This is a genomic window from Leifsonia sp. Root112D2 (genome assembly GCF_001424905.1).
Classification (GTDB): Bacteria; Actinomycetota; Actinomycetes; order Actinomycetales; family Microbacteriaceae; genus Root112D2.
This window is the reverse complement of sequence record NZ_LMCU01000001.1, coordinates 181,739-197,747: the sequence shown is the minus strand read 5'-3', so window position 1 is coordinate 197,747 and position 16,009 is coordinate 181,739. Positions and strand designations below refer to the sequence as shown.

Here is a 16,009-nt window from a genome sequence, read left to right as displayed (position 1 = left end):
AGCTTAGTGAGCGGCACCGACATGGGAATCTGTCGCCTCGTGCGCAGGTGCATCCAGCGCTGCGCGCGCCTCGATCGCCTCCCGCAGCCGTCGCCGGGCCGCGCCCGTGCGAGGCCAACGCGCCCTGGCCAGCGCCTGGCGGGCATCCGCGATGTTCGCCTCGGCGACGATGATGCGCGCCTCGCGCTGCTGCGACTGGCGATACGCCTGCGCCTCCTCGGGCGCTCGCGGCGAGATGCCGCGGTCGGCCATGCCTACCGCGATCCACGATGCCGCGAGCAGGATCACCTGGCAGACCAGGTTGAACCAGATCATCAGGCCGATGAAGACCACGAAGGAAGCCAACAACGGGTTCTTGCCCGCGCCGCCGAGCAGCAGCCCGCTGAGGCCGCTCATGACCACGAGGGCCACGGCCCCAAGCAGCGAGCCGACCGCGAGATTGCGCACCGGAATGCGCACGCGCGAGAGCACGCGATACATGGAGCCGAGAACTACCGCGTTGAGCGCGACCGCGAGGGCGAACCCGACGAGCCGCGCCGTGGCATCCGAGACGAAGGAGTGGCCACCGAACCCCACCAGGGAGAACACGAAGTCGAGCGCTGTACCCGCGGCCATGGTGAGAACGGATGCGAGGATCAGCAGCACACCGAAACCGAGCGCCAGGGCCAGATCCATCGATTTCTGCACGATGAATCCGCGGTTGTCGCGCGTCAGGTCGAAGATGGCGCGCACGGCCTGGCGAATCGAGGCCATCCAGCCGATCGCGGTCCAGAGCAGCCCTGCCAGGGCTATCGCTCCAGTCCAGGAGAGCGTGGTGCCGTTCAGCAGCAGGGTGGGGTCGATGGCGCCGCCCGCGCCGATGAGGCCGGGAACCGCCTGGTTGATGGTGCCGATCAGCGAATCGGTAAGCTGCGGATTCGATTTCAGCAGCAGCCCGGCGACGGAGAAGAACACCCAGATCGCGGCGAACACAGCGAAGACCGAGAGATACGACATTCCGGCGGCGAGCAGATTGCCGTCACGGTCGGAGAGATGCGTGAGAACGCGCACCGGTCGCAGGCCCTGCACCCAGGCCACCAACGCGCCCACCCGCTTGATCGGGCTCTGCTCATCGGTGGATGCCGCAGCCCTCACTTGCTCGTTCTTCCCCCTGCTCACTCGTCCAGCGTAACCGGGGCGTCACAGAGCGGGGAGGGGCATGGGTCCTCGTACCGGAACGCCGTGCCGCGGCTCAGGAGGAACGTGTCGGCACCCGATGCCCGGCCTGGCCGAGCGCATGGCGGCAGCGGCGCAGATAGTCGGCGAACTGGGCGCGTTCCTTCGCTGACAACTCCGAGACCAGCAGCTCTTCGAGCGCATCGATCTGCGGGTTGAGCGTGGAGATCGCATTCGAACCGCTCTCGGTGAGGTACAGAAGGATGCGCCTGCCGTGTTCCGGATCGCGCTCGCGTCGCACGTGTCCGGCCTCCACGAGCGGATCGACGGTCGCGGCCATCGTCTGGGCGCGCACGAACGAGCGGCGTGCCAGTTCAGAGCTGGTGATTCCCGGCCGGCGCTGCAGCACCGTGAGAGCGGTGTACTGCGCCGCGGTCATTCCTGCGGCCGCACAGGCCTCGAAAAAACGCGGACGCAGGCCCAGCTCAAGCTGCTTGACCACGTACACAAAACTGCCGTAGGGCTCCATGCTCTCTCCATCTCTGCGGTTCAGGCTAGCGCAGGCGTGCGCTGACGTGACAAGACATCCTATTTCAGTTAGCCTGAATCAAGCAGATCGCATGATCTGTCCATGTGCTCAAAGGAGAACCACTATGCCCGAGGCCGTCGCGCTCTCGACCGCAGTCGAGGATCTCGCCACACTGCAGGGGGCTCAATTCGGCCCCTCATCGTGGCGCGAGATTAGCCAGGACGACGTTGACCTGTTCGCCCGTGTGACCGGCGACGGCAACCCGATTCACGTCGATGCGGACTTCGCGGCGGCCACCCCGTTCGGAACACGGATAGCCCATGGACTGCTGACGCTGAGCCTTGTGGTTCCGCTCATGGCGGAGGTCTTCGAGGTCACCGAGGTGGGGATGGGCATCAACTACGGCCTCAACAAGGTGCGCTTTCCGGCGCCTGTGCCGGTGGGATCGCGCATCCGTGTGCACGGCGAGGTCGCGAGTGTCACCGAGGTGACCGGAGGGTGGCAGCTCGAGGTCGCCGTCACGTTCGAAATCGAGGGTGGCGTCAAGCCTGCGTGCGTCGCCGAGTTCGTTCTGAGGTACTACCGATGAGCGCCGAGGCCCAGGCCGGTGCGCCTGCGGATGTTCGCCTCGATGGACGCGTTGCGATAGTCACAGGAAGCGGTCGTAGCCTCGGCCGCGCCTATGCGCTGGCTCTCGCCGCGGCAGGGGCCGCGGTCGTCGTGAACGATGTCGATCCGGCCACCGCGGCCGACACCGTGGCATCCATCACCGAAGCGGGCGGCCGCGCCGTGGCGGTGGTGGCTCCGGTAGGCCCGGCATCCACCGCCGACAAGCTCGTCGAGGCCGCGATGACCCAGTTCGGTCGGCTCGACATTCTGGTCGCGAACGCCGGTGTGCTGCGTGATCGCGTGTTGTGGAAGATGGGCGATGATGATTTCGACGCCGTCGTTGACACGCATCTGCGCGGCACGTTCACGTGCGGACGCGCGGCGGCCATAGCGATGCGTGAGCAGGGCGAAGGCGGACGCATCATCGTCATCGGCTCTCCCGCCGGCCAGTTCGGCAGCTTCGGCCAGACGAACTACGCCGCCGTGAAGGCGGGCCTCGTTGCGATGGCGCGCACCTGGTCGCTCGAGCTCGCACGGGCCGGCATCACCGCCAACGCGGTCATTCCCACGGCGCTCTCACCGATGACCGCGACGATCCCCGCATACACGCAGGTGTACGAGGATTACGTGGCGGGCGGCGAGATTCCCACCGAGTTCCGCCGCGATCATGCGCTGGGCACTCCCGACGATGTGGCGCCTCTCATCGTCTGGCTCGCCTCCGAGCGCGCCGCCGATGTGACGGGGCAGGCGATCGGAATCGGCGGGGACCGCGTGACGCTGTATTCGCACCCGAGCGCGCTGCGCACCGTGGATCACGACGGTGGCTGGAGCGCAGAAGGAATCGATGCGGCGTGGCACAGCGAACTCGCCGAGCTCGCGCAGCCCTCCGGTCCGACCAAGCGGCACTGAGGCCGGCGATGAAGGGTCACTACAGCGACGTGTGGCAGGCGGTCGCTGCATCGCTCCCGGATCGGCCGGCAATAGTCACCCGCGACGAGACCATCAGCTACCGCCGCTTTGCGAAGGAGGCCGGCGCGTTCGCCCGGCACCTGCAGCAATCGGGCGTGCGCCCCGGTGACGCCGTGGCGATCCTGCTGTACAACCGCCCCGAGTACCTCGTCGCCCTCTTCGCGTGTCTGGCCACCGGCATCGCGCCCGTGCCCATCAACTACCGCTACCGTGCGGGCGAGGTTGCCGAGCTGCTGTGCGATTCGGATGCCGCGGTGCTGCTGTTCCCGACGTCGCTGAGCGAGGTGGCCACCGCGGCTGTGGAACAGGCGCAGACGCATCCGGCCCTCGTTCAGGTTGACGACGGGGGAGTGCCGCTTGCGGCGGCTACGAACTACGCCGACATCATCGCCGGCGGCGGGGTGCTGCCGCAGACCCCGCCGGAAGGAGGGGAGCTGCGCCTGTATACCGGCGGCACCACCGGGCGGCCCAAGGCGGTCGTGTGGGGTGCCGAAGACATTCTCGACGTGCAGATGTATTCGATCTACGGTTCGGCCGGGCTGGCGTATCCCGAGACGATGGCCGACGCCGTGCGTATCGCCGCCGACCCCGAGACGCCGCGTACCGCGACGCTGCCGCTGGCTCCCTTCATGCACGGCACGGCGCTGTTCACCTCACTGAACACCCTGGTGCTCGGCGGAACCGTGATTATTCACGCCTCGCCCCGTCTCGACGCCGACGAAGCGGTGCGCCTCGCCATCGACGAACGCGCGACGCGGGTGATAGTGGCGGGCGACGCGGTTGCGCTGCCGATCGCGGAGGCTGCCGAGCGAGCCGGAATCGACCGGCTCGGCATCGTGAACTCGATCATCAGTTCCGGCATGCGCTTCAGCGACACCACGAAGGCGCGGCTGCACGCCCTCGGCGACATCGCGATCATGGATCTTCTGGCGTCGACCGAGGGCGGCCCTTTCGCGGTCAACGTGACCACGAGCGTCGCCGATCTGCCCGGTCGTCTGCACCTGCTGCCCGGGGCGGTCGTGCTCGATGAGAACGAGCAGGAGGTGCAGGGCACCGTGGGCGCCAGCGGAATTCTCGGCTTTCGCGGGACGCTGCCGAAGGGCTACTACGGCGACGAAGAGAAGACTCGTGCGACATTCCCCGAGATCGGCGGGGTTCGTCACGTCGTGCCAGGAGACTGGGCGCGCGTTCTCGATGACGGATGCGTCGAGCTGCTCGGGCGCGGAAGCTCCGTCGTCAACACCGGCGGCGAGAAGGTCTACCCGATGGAGGTCGAGGAGGCCCTGCTCTCGCACCCCGCTGTGGCGGACGCCGTCGTGTTTGGCATGCCGGAGCCCCGATACGGCGAGCTCGTCACGGCTGTGGTGGTTGCTGCAGAAGGGCAGAGGGTGGTCGAGTCCGAGTTGCGCGCGCACCTCGACGCCCTGCTGGCCGGCTACAAGAAGCCGAAGCACATTCTGGTGCGCCCCTCGCTCGATCGCAGCCCGCATGGCAAGGTCGACATGACGCGACTGAAGAACGATGTCGCCGACGAGTTGGCGGCCGGGGCCTCCGGATAGGCACATCGGCGATGTGACACGAAAGATGTGACACGAAAGAAGGGACCGGATGCCCAAGGCATCCGGTCCCTTCTTTATGCGATCAGTGCGAGATCAGAGCGCACCCGTCGAGCGCCAGCCGCCGTGGTACTCGCCGCGTGCCGTCTCGGCATACGGCACGGGGCTCACGATGGCGCGCACCTCGAGCTGCTTGTGCGGCTGAACCGTGGTCTTTTTGGAGCCGCCGTTGGGCTCGCCCCACACGACGCGCACCTCGGAGCCCAGCGGAACGTCACGATCGACGGTGGCCAGGGACAGGCCGCGCTTCTCGTTGGCCGTGACGCCGGTGAACATCGAGAGGCCGACGACTTTGCCATCCGCATCGATCACGGAGTCGTAGTTTGACGAACCGTAGTTGGCGTTCGGCAGGTCGAAGAACTGGTAGCCGACGCCGTCGCGGTCGATGGGCGAGGTGAGCAGTTTGGCGAGGTCCTCATCGTTCCACGCCAGCGTGACCTTCTTGCGCTGCTGCTCGGCATCCATCGCCTGCAAGGCTTCCTTGCCGATGAAGTGGTCACGGTCGAACTTCACGAACGAGCCGTAGCCGAGGTCCCACGGCGTGAGGTAGTAGTCCTCGATGTTGTCGGAGACGAAGGAGCCCGCGACGGCGTTGACCGCCTCGTAGCTGTCGACGCCGAGCCACTCACGGTAGCCGCGCAGCTCCTCGCCCGTGTAGATCGCGGGAAGAGGCGAGGGGATCCAGCCGGATTCGAGGGTGTTCGACGAGTATGCGCGTGAACCGACGGGCTCGAGGCCGAACTCGCGCCCCGCCTCGAGGATGATGGTGCGCACCCTCTCGTAGGAGTCGTACGGACCCCAGATCTCCAGGCCGGGAGCACCGGCCATGCCGTGGCGGAGGGTGCTGACGGTCTCGCCACCGATCTTCATCTCGCCCATGTGGAAGAACTTGACCTTCTCCAGGGCGCCGCCGTTGAGCTTCTCGATGATCGGCCAGGCGTTGGGACCCTGAATCTGGAAGCGCCAGTATTTGCGCGAGACGGCCTTGCCGTAGGGGCGCGAGGGAGAGCGGTCGTCGTTGACGACCTCCACGTCATAGCCGCTGATCTCGGCCTGGTACACCAACCAGTTGGCCACAGGGGCACGGCCGACGAAGACGAACTTCTCCTCGGCCTCGCGGAAGATGATGCCGTCACCGATCACGTAGCCGGCAGGGGTGACAGGAACGAACTGCTTGGCGGTGTTGACGGCGAAGTTCGCGACCGAGTTGATGCCGACCTCGGAGATGAGACGCAGCGCGTCCTTGCCGGTGATGAACACATTGTTCATGTGGTGGGTCTGGTCGAAGAGCACCGCGGCTTCACGCCATGCGATCTGCTCTCGGCGCCAGTTGGTGAATTCGGCGGGAACCACCGGGTAGATGTACGCGCCCAACTGTGAGTCGCGCAGCATCTCGACGATGTTGCCTTTCTCGTCCAAGAGCTCTTGCAGATTGTTGGCCATGATTCTTTGTGACTCCTTCGTCCAGTAGGCGTATGCGACGAGCGATACGGGCGCATGCGACGAGTTGTGATGTTCGTCAACAAGATTGTAACCAGAATCTTGACCAAAAACCATTGATGTGGTTCGCTGAGGGCAACGACAGGAGTTCTATGGCCGAGTCCGCCCCCACCCTTTTGGTTGTCAGCGCCCACGCTGGAGACTTCGTGTGGCGTGCCGCCGGCGCGATTGCGGCGGCCACCCTGCGCGGAGAACGTGCCGTTGTCGTCTGCCTCTCCTATGGGGAGCGCGGTGAATCGGCCAGCCAGTGGCTGGCAGGCAAGTCGCTGGATGAGATCAAGGCGATCCGTCGTGCCGAGGCCGAGGCCGCGGCATCCGCCCTGGGAGCCGAGATCGAGTTTCTCGACGGCGGCGACTACCCGCTGGTCGAGACTCCAGAGCTGCTCAATAAGCTCGTGCACGTTTACCGTCGCGTGCAGCCCACGGTCGTGCTCACGCATCCGCTCATCGACCCGTACAACGGCGATCACCCGGCCGCGGCGCGCCTGGCCATCGAGGCGCGCATTCTTGCGCAGGCCATCGGCTACGAGGCGCCCGGTGAGGTGCTCGGCGCCCCGCCCGTGTTCTTCTTCGAGCCGCACCAGCCTGAGCAGTGCGACTTCAAGCCGAATGTGCTGCTGGACATCACCGCGGCATTCGAGCTGAAGCAGAAGGCGATGCAATGCCTGCCCGCACAGAAGCACATGTGGGAGTACTACACCGACCTCGCCGTGCGCCGCGGCGTGCAGGTCAAGCGCAACGCGGGCCCCAACCTCGGCCTGCCCGTCGACACCAAGGGCGAGGCGTATATGCGGTACTACCCGCAGGTGACGGACGTACTCGAATGAGCAAGGTCATCGTCACCGACATCACGCGAGCGGATGCCGCAACCATCGCCCGGCTCGGAGAGCACGGCACGGCGACCGTGCACGAGGCCATGGGTCGCACGGGTCTCGTGGGCGCGGGGATCCGCCCGATTCAGGACGGCTCGCGCCTGGCGGGCTCGGCTGTCACCGTGTTGTCGTGGCCGGGTGACAATCTCATGATCCATGCCGCGGTCGAGCAGTGCCAGGCCGGTGACGTGCTGGTGGTCACCACGACGTCGCCGTCGCTTGACGGCGCCTTCGGTGAGCTTTTCGCCACGGCGCTGCAGCATCGAGGCGTGCAGGCGCTGGTCACGACCGGCGGTGTGCGCGACGTCGTAGACCTGCGGGCCATGGGCTTCTCGGTCTGGTCTGCAGCGGTCAATGCCCAGGGCACCGTGAAGGCCACCGCAGGATCGGTGAACGTGCCGATCGTCGTGGGCGGCGCCATCGTGCACCCGGGCGACGTGATAGTCGCAGACGACGACGGCGTGCTGTGCGTTCCACGGGAGGCGGCAGAGGCCGCTCTTGTGGCATCCGATGAACGCGTCGCCAAAGAGGCCGGATCGCGCGCGGCGTACCAGGGCGGAGAGTTGAGCCTGGATCGCAACAAACTGCGCGATGTGCTCGCCGACCTCGGCGTACGCTACGTTCGTGCCGATGAGTACGAGGCGGGGCATGGCCAAAGCTGACGGCATTGCCTGCATGCTCATGCGGGGCGGCACATCGAAGGGCGCGTATTTTCTCGCCGCCGATCTGCCCGCCGACACGGACGAGCGCGACGAGTTGTTGTTGCGCATCATGGGCACGCCCGACCCGCGTCAGATCGACGGGCTCGGTGGGGCGCATCCGCTCACCAGCAAGGTTGCCGTCATTTCGCCCTCTGCCGATGATGACGCCGATGTGGACTATCTCTTTCTGCAGCTCGGCGTCGACGAGGCGTTCGTGACTGACAGGCAGAACTGCGGCAACTTGCTCGCGGGGGTCGGGCCGTTCGCCGTCGAGCGCGGAATGGTCTCAGCCGGCGCCGGGCGCACCAGCGTGCGCATTCGCATGGTGAACTCCGACAGCTTCGCCACCGCGACATTCGCCACCGTCGATGGAGGCGTCGACTACGACGGAGAACTCGCCATCGACGGCGTGCCTGGCACGGCGGGTGCTATCTCGCTTGACTTCGAGGGCACGGCCGGATCATCGACAGGCTCTCTCTTTCCCAGCGGTCGGCTCGTCGATGACCTCGACGGCATAGCCGCAACGTGCATCGACAACGGCATGCCGAGCGTGCTCATGGCCGCTGCCGATCTCGGGGTCGCGGGAACCGAATCACCCGAAGAGCTCGAGGCGAACGAAGCCCTCGCGGCCCGGCTCGCGCAGCTGCGCCTCATCGCGGCCGAACTGATGGGAATGGGAGACGTGATAACGGCAACCGTTCCCAAGCTGGTGCTGCTGTCTGCGCCGCGTTCCGGCGGTGCGATCTCGACGCGCAGCTTTCTCCCGGTGCGTGCGCACACTTCGATCGGCGTACTCGGTGCGCTCACCGTTGCGGCCGGCGTGATCACGGCAGGAACGGTGGGGCACGAGCTTGCCGTTCTGCCCGAGCCGGGGCAGCCGTTCCGGCTGGAGCATCCGACCGGTCACTTCGACGTCGACGTGGCGGTCGAGGCATCCGCACATGACTTCACCGTGACACGGTCCGCCGCGTTGCGCACCGCCCGCAAGATCTTCGATGGCCGCGTCTACCCGCGACCCCGACTGTAGTACCCGCGAGCGAGTCGACGCCCACACCCGGGCACGACCGCCACGCATTCGCCCGTCAGAGAGGACAGCACAATGACCGACTACACCTCGTTCGACATCGCCCACCTGGGCAACGTCGAGCTCTTCACCCCGAAGTTCGACGAGAGCCTCTGGTTCTTCCGCGACCTGCTCGCGATGCGCGTTGTAGCCGAAGACGGCGACTCGGTGTTTCTGCGCTGCTGGGACGAGTACCAGCGCTACACCATCAAGCTCACCGCCTCAGATCAGGCCGGGGTCGGGCGCGTCACGTTCCGCGCCTCGAGCCAGGAGGCGCTCGAGCGCCGGGTCGCGGCGATCGAGGCAAGTGGTCGGGGTCTCGGATGGCGCGACGGCGAGCAGGGCGTCGGCCCGAGCTTCGCGTTCACCGACCCCGACGGTCACCCGATGGAGATCTACTACGAGACCGAGCGCTACGTCGCCACCGACGACAAGCCGGCGCTGAAGAACCAGGCCTCGGCGTTTCCGGGTCGCGGGGTCAACGCCCGGCGCCTGGACCACATCAACTACCTTGCCACCAGCGTCGAGGACAACGGCGAGTTCGTGCGCGACGTGCTGGTCGGGCGCGAGAGCGAGCGCATCCGCCAGGACACCGGCAAGTACGCCGCCTGGTGGTTCCACTTCCAGAACAAGTCATACGACATCGTCTACTCGGATGACTGGACAGGCCACTCGAAGCGCCTGCACCACATCGCGTTCGCGCCCGACACCCGTGAGGACATTCTCAAGGCCGCCGACATCTTTCTCGAGAACGGCATCTACATCGAGTCAGGCCCGCACAAGCACACGATCAACCAGACATTCTTCCTGTACGTCTGGGAGCCCGGCGGCAACCGCATCGAGTTCGCGAACGCCGGTTCACGCCTGCTGCTCGACCCGGACCAGCCCGTTGTGGAGTGGAGCGAGGAAGAGCGCAAGAAGGGCCAGGCCTGGGGCATGAAGACGATCGAGTCGTTTCACACCCACGGCACGCCGCTGGTGGAGTAGTCAAACGTAAACGCTAAAGACGAAGCGCGCAGCGCTTGGTCTTTAGCGTTTACCGCGCATAATGGCCTGCTTGACCTCGGCTATCGCCTGGGTCACCTGGATGCCACGGGGGCACGCCTCGGTGCAGTTGAAGGTCGTGCGGCAGCGCCACACGCCCTCCTTGTCGTTCAGGATGTCGAGGCGCACGTCGGATGCGTCGTCGCGCGAGTCGAAGATGAAGCGGTGCGCGTTCACTATCGCGGCCGGGCCGAAGTACTGCCCGTCGGTCCAGAACACGGGGCACGACGAGGTGCACGCGGCGCAGAGGATGCACTTGGTCGTGTCGTCGAAGCGCGCACGCTCCTCGGCGGACTGCAGGCGCTCCTTGCCCTTGACCGGCGCAACATTCGACTGAAGGAACGGCTGCACCTCGCGGTACGAGGCGAAGAACGGCTCCATGTCGACAACGAGATCCTTCTCCAGCGGCAGGCCCTTGATGGCCTCCACGTAGATGGGCTTCGAGATGTCGAGATCCTTGATGAGGGTCTTGCAGGCAAGCCGGTTGCGGCCGTTGATACGCATCGCATCCGATCCGCACACGCCGTGCGCACACGAACGGCGGAAGGTCAGCGAGCCGTCCTGCTCCCACTTGATCTTGTGCAGCGCGTCGAGCACGCGGTCGGTCGAGTACATCTCGACGTCGAAGTCCTGCCAGTGCGGCTCTGCGTCCACATCCGGATCAAAGCGTCGCACAATCACCGTGACGGTGAACGGGAGGATGGGCGTTTCCGCCACGGGAGGTTCCTCGAGCACGGCTGCAGACATCAGTACTTCCTCTCCATGGGCTGGTAACGCGTGATGACGACCGGCTTCCATTCCAGTGCGATGTGGTCGCCGGCATCCGCGGAGTGCGGGTCGCCGGTGAGATACGCCATCGTGTGTTTCATGTAGTTCTCGTCGTCACGGTTCGGGTAGTCGTCGCGCATGTGGCCGCCACGGCTCTCCTTGCGGTTGCGGGCGGAGAACACGACCACCTCGGCCAGGTCGAGCAGAAAGCCCAGCTCGACGGCCTCGAGCAGGTCGGTGTTGAACCGCTTGCCCTTGTCTTGCACGGCGATGTTCTTGAAGCGCTCACGCAGGGTGTGGATGGTCGTGGTGACGTTCGCCAGCGTCTCATCGGTGCGGAACACCTGCGCGTTCATGTCCATTTGTTCCTGCAGTTCCTTGCGCAGCGCGGCGATGCGCTCCGTTCCGGTACCGGCACGCAGACCGGCCAGCATGTCTCGCACGCCCGCGGCCGGATCCTCGGGAAGCGCGGGGAACTCGGCAACGGTCTGCACATACGCGACGGCGTTATTGCCCGCACGCTTACCGAACACGTTGATGTCGAGCAGCGAGTTGGTGCCGAGGCGGTTGGAGCCGTGCACCGAGACGCACGCGCACTCGCCGGCGGCGTAGAGGCCGGGCACGGTGTGGGTGTTCGACGAGAGCACCTGGGCGTCGTTGTTCGTGGGAATGCCGCCCATGGCGTAGTGCGCGGTCGGCATCACGGGAACGGGCTCGGTCACCGGGTCGACGCCCAGGTAGGTGCGCGCGAACTCGGTGATGTCGGGCAGCTTGGTCTCGAGCACCTCGGCGCCGAGGTGGGTGCAGTCGAGGTAGACGTAGTCCTTGTGTGGTCCGGCGCCGCGGCCCTCCTGCACCTCCTTGACCATGCAGCGGGCCACGATGTCACGCGGGGCCAGGTCTTTGATGGTGGGGGCGTAGCGCTCCATGAAGCGCTCGCCGTTGCCGTTGCGCAGAATGGCGCCCTCGCCGCGGGCCCCTTCGGTGAGCAGGATGCCGAGCCCGGCCAGTCCGGTCGGGTGGAACTGGAAGAACTCCATGTCCTCCAGTGGCAGCCCCTTGCGCCAGATGATGCCGACCCCGTCGCCCGTGAGCGTGTGGGCGTTCGAGGTGGTCTTGAACATCTTGCCGAATCCGCCGGTGGCGAAGATGAAGGCCTTGCCATGGAAAACGTGCAGCTCGCCGGTGGCGAGCTCGTAGGCGACAACGCCCGCGGGCTTCTTCTCACCGTCTTCTTCGACCATGATCAGGTCGAGCACGTAGAACTCGTTGAAAAAGTTGATGCCGAGCCGCACGCAATTCTGGAACAGCGTCTGCAGAATCATGTGGCCCGTGCGGTCGGCGGCGTAACAGGAGCGGCGAACCGCAGCCTTGCCGTGATCGCGGGTGTGCCCGCCGAATCGGCGCTGGTCGATCTTGCCCTCGGGCGTGCGGTTGAACGGCAGGCCCATGTTCTCGAGGTCGATGACCGCGTCGATGGCCTCCTTCGCCAGAATCTCGGCGGCATCCTGGTCTACCAGGTAGTCGCCTCCCTTGACGGTGTCGAAGGTGTGCCACTCCCAGTTGTCTTCCTCGACATTGGCCAGGGCGGCCGCCATGCCTCCCTGCGCCGCACCGGTGTGCGAACGGGTGGGGTACAGCTTGGAGATCACGGCGACATTCGCCTGCGGCCCGGCCTCGATGGCCGCGCGCATGCCGGCGCCGCCTGCCCCCACGATGACGACATCGTGCTGGTGGTAATGAACGCCGTCGATGATGGTGGATTCGGCTGTTTCAGTCACTGAGATATCCGTAGCTTTCTTGCCGTTACTTGGGGTTACTTACTTGACCGGGCAGAAGGAGCCGACCAGGTCGGCCGGGGCGCCCGCCGGGCACGGGTCGAAGGTGAAGATGACGAGCGTGCCGAGCACGATGAGCACAACGACGGCCGCGAGGATCGCCAGCTTCAGAACGCGGTTCACCATGCGGTTGCCGGCGTAGTCGTTCACGAGCGTGCGCATGCCGTTGCCGCCGTGGATGAGCGCCAGCCACAGCATCAGCAGATCCCAGATCTGCCAGAACGGCGTGGCGTACTTGCCGGCGATGAAGGCGAAGTCGATCTGCTTGACCCCGTCGCCGAGCACCAGGTTGACGATCAAGTGTCCGAAGATGAGCACGACGAGCAGCAGGCCCGACGCGCGCATGTAGATCCAGCCGATCTTCTCCCAGTTCACGCCACGCTTGCGAGCGGGGCGAATCGGGCTGCGGGGTGCCTCGATAGTGGTCATGCGCCGCTCCCCTCGCTGAAGACGTGGATCAGCTGCGTGGGAGTGAAACCGGCCATGACCACGACCCAGAGCACGATGACTATCCAGAACATGACCTTCTGGTACTTGGGGCCTTTGCTCCAGAAGTCGATGAGGATGATGCGCAGGCCGTTGAAGGCGTGGAACGTGATAGCTCCCACAAGGGCAAGCTCGCCCAGACCCATGATGGGGTTCTTGTAGGTGCCGATCACGGCGTTGTACGCCTCGGGGCTGATTCTCACCAGCGAGGTATCGAGCACGTGTACGAGAAGGAAGAAGAAGATGGCCACACCCGTGATGCGGTGCAGAACCCACGACCACATACCCTCGCGACCTCGATACAGCGTTCCCCCTGGCCGATGTTTCGTCGGCTGCAGGGTCCCTGCCGCTTGATTTGGCACGAACAACCCTCCCTGGCTGTGATCGCGGCCCCGTCACGAGGCACGCAGACACGCGAGATGCGCACCTCGATTGTATGGCCTCAGGCCGCGCACCTGCTTCTAAGGCCAGCCTAACTGTCTCGACGTCAAGATAATCACCGCTCGGCGTCAGAGCCAATTGCGCTTCTTGAAGATGAGGTAGAGGGTGCCGCTCAGCGCCAGCATGAGAGCTATCGCCATGGGATACCCGAGCGGCCACTTGAGCTCAGGCATGCCGTGAAAGTTCATTCCGTAGATGCCGGCGATGAGCGACGGGGCGAAGAGAATCGCGGCCCACGATGAGATCTTCTTGACCTCCTCGCCCTGCCTGTTGCTCGAGTGCGCCAGTCTGGTCATGTCCTCGTTCTGGCGCTCGGCAACGAGCGTCGAATTCACGGTGAGGATGTCGCGCAACAGCTGCCTGAAGCCGTCGACGCGCTCGGTGAACTGGATGAGGTGGTCGGCCACATCGCGCAGATTGCGCTGCAGTTCCTGGGTGACGCCGTATTTTTCGGAGCCGTGCTCCAGCGCATCCATGATTCGCATCAACGGGTGCAGCGCACGCTGAAAATCGATGACCTCGCGGGAGAGCTTGTAGATGCGGCGTGAAACGAGCGCGTCGCTGGCGAAGACCTCGCTCTCGATCTCGTCGACGTCGTTGGCGAGACCGGCGACGACCGGGCCGTAGTCATCGACGACGGTGTCGATGATCGCGTAGAGAATCGCCTGGGGACCGAGCGCGAGCAACTCGGGGTCGCTTTCCATGCGTCGGCGCACCCGGGAGAGGTCGGGCGACTCGCTGTGGCGCACCGTGATCACGAAGTTGTGCCCGATGAAGAGGTGCAGCTCGCCGAAGTCCACCTCCTCGGTGGCGTCGAGGTAGCTGGCGGCGCGCAACACCACGAAGAGCACGTCGTCGTAGCGCTCGAACTTGGGCCGCTGGTGGGCGATGATCGCGTCTTCGATGGCGAGTTCGTGCAGCCCGAACTCGTCGGCGAGGGAAAGCAGTTCGGTCTCGGTTGGCCGGTACAAGCCGATCCAGGCCACGCCGCCCGGCGTCTCATCGAGGGCGCGATAGGTCTCGGCGAGGGTGAGCGGTGAGGCGACTCGCTGGCCGTCTGCGTAGATGGCACTGTCGACCATGCTGGGGCGTGACGAGGTGGTTGCGATGACCGGCTCGGGAGCATCCGCCTGCCCGGTGCGCTTGGAACGCTGCCCGAAGGTGGGCAGCGAAATGCCGCGTCTGCGTGTGGCCATTCGACTCACCTCCCTGCGTCAAGCACCCCCACCTTAGACCGCGCCTCGACCACGTGCCGGTAGTGCCCCAGCAGTTCGTCGCAGATCGTGTTCCACGATCGACCGAGCACCGCCCGTCGGCCCGCCTCGCCCATGCGTCGACGCAGCGGGGCATCCGTCACAAGTGTGTGCACGTGACGGCGTAGATCGGCCTCGTCGTCGGGTGCAAAGAGGTAGCCGGTCTCGCCGTGGCGCACCAGGTCGATGGGCCCGCCCGCCCGCGGCGCTATCACGGCAATGCCGCTCGCGTGAGCCTCCTGCACGGTCTGCCCGAACGTCTCCTCGGTGCCGGTGTGCGTAAATATGTCGAATGCGGAATATGCCGTGGCAAGCTCGGTGCCGCTCAGGCGACCGAGCCAGCTCACCGGTACGCCGCGCAGTTCCTTCTGCAGCATCGGGTAGGAGGGACCGTCACCCACGATTGCGACGCGGATGCCGCGCACGCCGCGCAGCGCGCGGAACCGTTCCACCTGCTTCTCGGGCGCCAGCCGCCCCACATAGCCGACGACGACCTCACCATCGGGGGAGAGCAGCTCGCGCAACTCGCGGGTGGCGGGCAGCCGACGGTTGTTGGGGTGGTAGCGCTCGAGATCGACGCCGCGCCCCCAGAGCGCGGTGTTGTGTATGCCGTTCGCGGCGAGATCGGCCATCGAGGCGGATGACGGTGCGAGCGTGAGATCCGCACCCTCATGTATCCAGCGCACCAGCCGCCTGGCCATGGTGGTGGCGATGCCGAGCCGGTTGCGCCTGGCGTAACCGGCGACATCCGTCTGGAAAATGGCGACGGAGGGCACGCCCAGGCGATTGGCGGCGGCGATGCCCTGCGCCCCGAGCAGAAACGGCGAGGCGGCGTGCAGCACGTCGGGGCGGAACCGGGCGAGCAGTTGCGAGACCTGCGGGCTGGGCAGGCCGACGGGAAACTGGCGGTAGGCCACGGCGGGCACGGAATGCACCGGGAAGCCGGCGTATTCGCGCGGCGCGCCCGCATGGGGGCAGATGACCATGGCATCATGCCCCGTGGCGGCCAGGTGATCGAGCACCTTGACGACGCTCGTGGTCACTCCGTTGACGGTGGGAAGGAAACTTTCGCTCATCACGGCTACCCGCATGATGCGAGGCTATGGGCCGCCGGTTGCGCCCCCGTGAACGCCGAATGAACCGGGGGCACGGGTATCGTATACGG

Annotated in this window: 16 protein-coding genes; 7 read left to right on the top strand and 9 right to left on the bottom strand. The window is 65.8% G+C overall.

Going from position 1 to position 16,009, the window contains the following annotated elements; translation table 11 throughout:
• Positions 1-3: 3 nt before the first annotated feature.
• Positions 4-1,158: a YihY/virulence factor BrkB family protein gene (locus ASC63_RS00885; protein ID WP_157487529.1), complete on the bottom strand. Its 1,155-nt coding sequence runs from the start codon at positions 1,156-1,158 to the stop codon at positions 4-6.
• A gap of 73 nt (positions 1,159-1,231) precedes the next feature.
• On the bottom strand, positions 1,232-1,684 hold the full coding sequence (locus ASC63_RS00880; protein ID WP_055808850.1) for a MarR family winged helix-turn-helix transcriptional regulator: 453 nt from the start codon (positions 1,682-1,684) through the stop codon (positions 1,232-1,234).
• Positions 1,685-1,808: 124 nt separating this feature from the next.
• On the opposite strand from ASC63_RS00880, the gene ASC63_RS00875 reads away from it, so the two are divergent.
• Genes ASC63_RS00875 through ASC63_RS00865 form a run of 3 tightly spaced genes read left to right on the top strand, consistent with a single transcriptional unit; the run spans position 1,809 to position 4,821 of the window.
• Positions 1,809-2,273 carry a MaoC family dehydratase gene (locus tag ASC63_RS00875; RefSeq protein WP_055808847.1) on the top strand — a complete coding sequence of 155 codons (465 nt, stop codon included), beginning with the start codon at positions 1,809-1,811 and terminating at the stop codon, positions 2,271-2,273.
• Positions 2,270-3,202: an SDR family oxidoreductase gene (locus ASC63_RS00870; protein ID WP_055808846.1), complete on the top strand. Its 933-nt coding sequence runs from the start codon at positions 2,270-2,272 to the stop codon at positions 3,200-3,202. The genes ASC63_RS00875 and ASC63_RS00870 overlap by 4 nt, the downstream gene beginning before the upstream one ends.
• Before the next feature lie 8 nt (positions 3,203-3,210).
• Entirely contained in the window at positions 3,211-4,821 is a 1,611-nt protein-coding gene (locus ASC63_RS00865) for an AMP-binding protein (protein ID WP_055808844.1), read from the top strand.
• Positions 4,822-4,914: 93 nt separating this feature from the next.
• On the opposite strand, the gene ligM is transcribed toward ASC63_RS00865, so the two are convergent.
• Positions 4,915-6,321: a vanillate/3-O-methylgallate O-demethylase gene (gene ligM, locus ASC63_RS00860; protein ID WP_200936705.1), complete on the bottom strand. Its 1,407-nt coding sequence runs from the start codon at positions 6,319-6,321 to the stop codon at positions 4,915-4,917.
• A 149-nt stretch (positions 6,322-6,470) separates the two neighbouring features.
• On the opposite strand from ligM, the gene ASC63_RS00855 reads away from it, so the two are divergent.
• The 4 genes from ASC63_RS00855 to ASC63_RS00840 all read left to right on the top strand — a co-directional run bounded on the left by ASC63_RS00855 (position 6,471) and on the right by ASC63_RS00840 (position 10,001).
• Positions 6,471-7,205, top strand: coding sequence for a PIG-L deacetylase family protein (locus ASC63_RS00855; protein WP_055808842.1), 735 nt, complete (start codon positions 6,471-6,473; stop codon positions 7,203-7,205).
• The gene (locus ASC63_RS00850) at positions 7,202-7,912 is read left to right on the top strand and encodes a 4-carboxy-4-hydroxy-2-oxoadipate aldolase/oxaloacetate decarboxylase (RefSeq protein WP_055808840.1); all 711 of its coding nucleotides are present in this window, start codon (positions 7,202-7,204) and stop codon (positions 7,910-7,912) included. Before ASC63_RS00855 ends, ASC63_RS00850 begins: the two co-directional genes overlap by 4 nt.
• Positions 7,899-8,978, top strand: a complete 1,080-nt coding sequence (locus tag ASC63_RS00845; RefSeq protein ID WP_055808838.1) for a 4-oxalomesaconate tautomerase — start codon at positions 7,899-7,901, stop codon at positions 8,976-8,978. The genes ASC63_RS00850 and ASC63_RS00845 overlap by 14 nt, the downstream gene beginning before the upstream one ends.
• Positions 8,979-9,050: 72 nt before the next feature.
• On the top strand, positions 9,051-10,001 hold the full coding sequence (locus ASC63_RS00840) for a VOC family protein (protein ID WP_055808833.1): 951 nt from the start codon (positions 9,051-9,053) through the stop codon (positions 9,999-10,001).
• A 42-nt stretch (positions 10,002-10,043) separates the two neighbouring features.
• Here ASC63_RS00840 and ASC63_RS00835 read toward each other — a convergent pair whose 3' ends face one another.
• The 6 genes from ASC63_RS00835 to ASC63_RS00810 all read right to left on the bottom strand — a co-directional run bounded on the left by ASC63_RS00835 (position 10,044) and on the right by ASC63_RS00810 (position 15,935).
• Positions 10,044-10,805 carry a succinate dehydrogenase iron-sulfur subunit gene (locus tag ASC63_RS00835; protein WP_055808831.1) on the bottom strand — a complete coding sequence of 254 codons (762 nt, stop codon included), beginning with the start codon at positions 10,803-10,805 and terminating at the stop codon, positions 10,044-10,046.
• Positions 10,805-12,607 carry a succinate dehydrogenase flavoprotein subunit gene (sdhA, locus tag ASC63_RS00830; protein ID WP_442915048.1) on the bottom strand — a complete coding sequence of 601 codons (1,803 nt, stop codon included), beginning with the start codon at positions 12,605-12,607 and terminating at the stop codon, positions 10,805-10,807. The genes ASC63_RS00835 and sdhA overlap by 1 nt, the downstream gene beginning before the upstream one ends.
• A gap of 39 nt (positions 12,608-12,646) precedes the next feature.
• Entirely contained in the window at positions 12,647-13,093 is a 447-nt protein-coding gene (locus ASC63_RS00825) for a succinate dehydrogenase hydrophobic membrane anchor subunit (protein ID WP_055808827.1), read from the bottom strand.
• Positions 13,090-13,512 (bottom strand): succinate dehydrogenase, cytochrome b556 subunit, encoded by a 423-nt coding sequence (gene sdhC / locus ASC63_RS00820; RefSeq protein ID WP_082487634.1) that lies wholly within the window; start codon positions 13,510-13,512, stop codon positions 13,090-13,092. Before sdhC ends, ASC63_RS00825 begins: the two co-directional genes overlap by 4 nt.
• Before the next feature lie 147 nt (positions 13,513-13,659).
• Positions 13,660-14,787 (bottom strand): magnesium/cobalt transporter CorA, encoded by a 1,128-nt coding sequence (gene corA, locus ASC63_RS00815; protein WP_055808824.1) that lies wholly within the window; start codon positions 14,785-14,787, stop codon positions 13,660-13,662.
• A 5-nt stretch (positions 14,788-14,792) separates the two neighbouring features.
• Positions 14,793-15,935 (bottom strand): glycosyltransferase family 4 protein, encoded by a 1,143-nt coding sequence (locus ASC63_RS00810; protein ID WP_055808822.1) that lies wholly within the window; start codon positions 15,933-15,935, stop codon positions 14,793-14,795.
• Positions 15,936-16,009 lie beyond the last annotated feature (74 nt).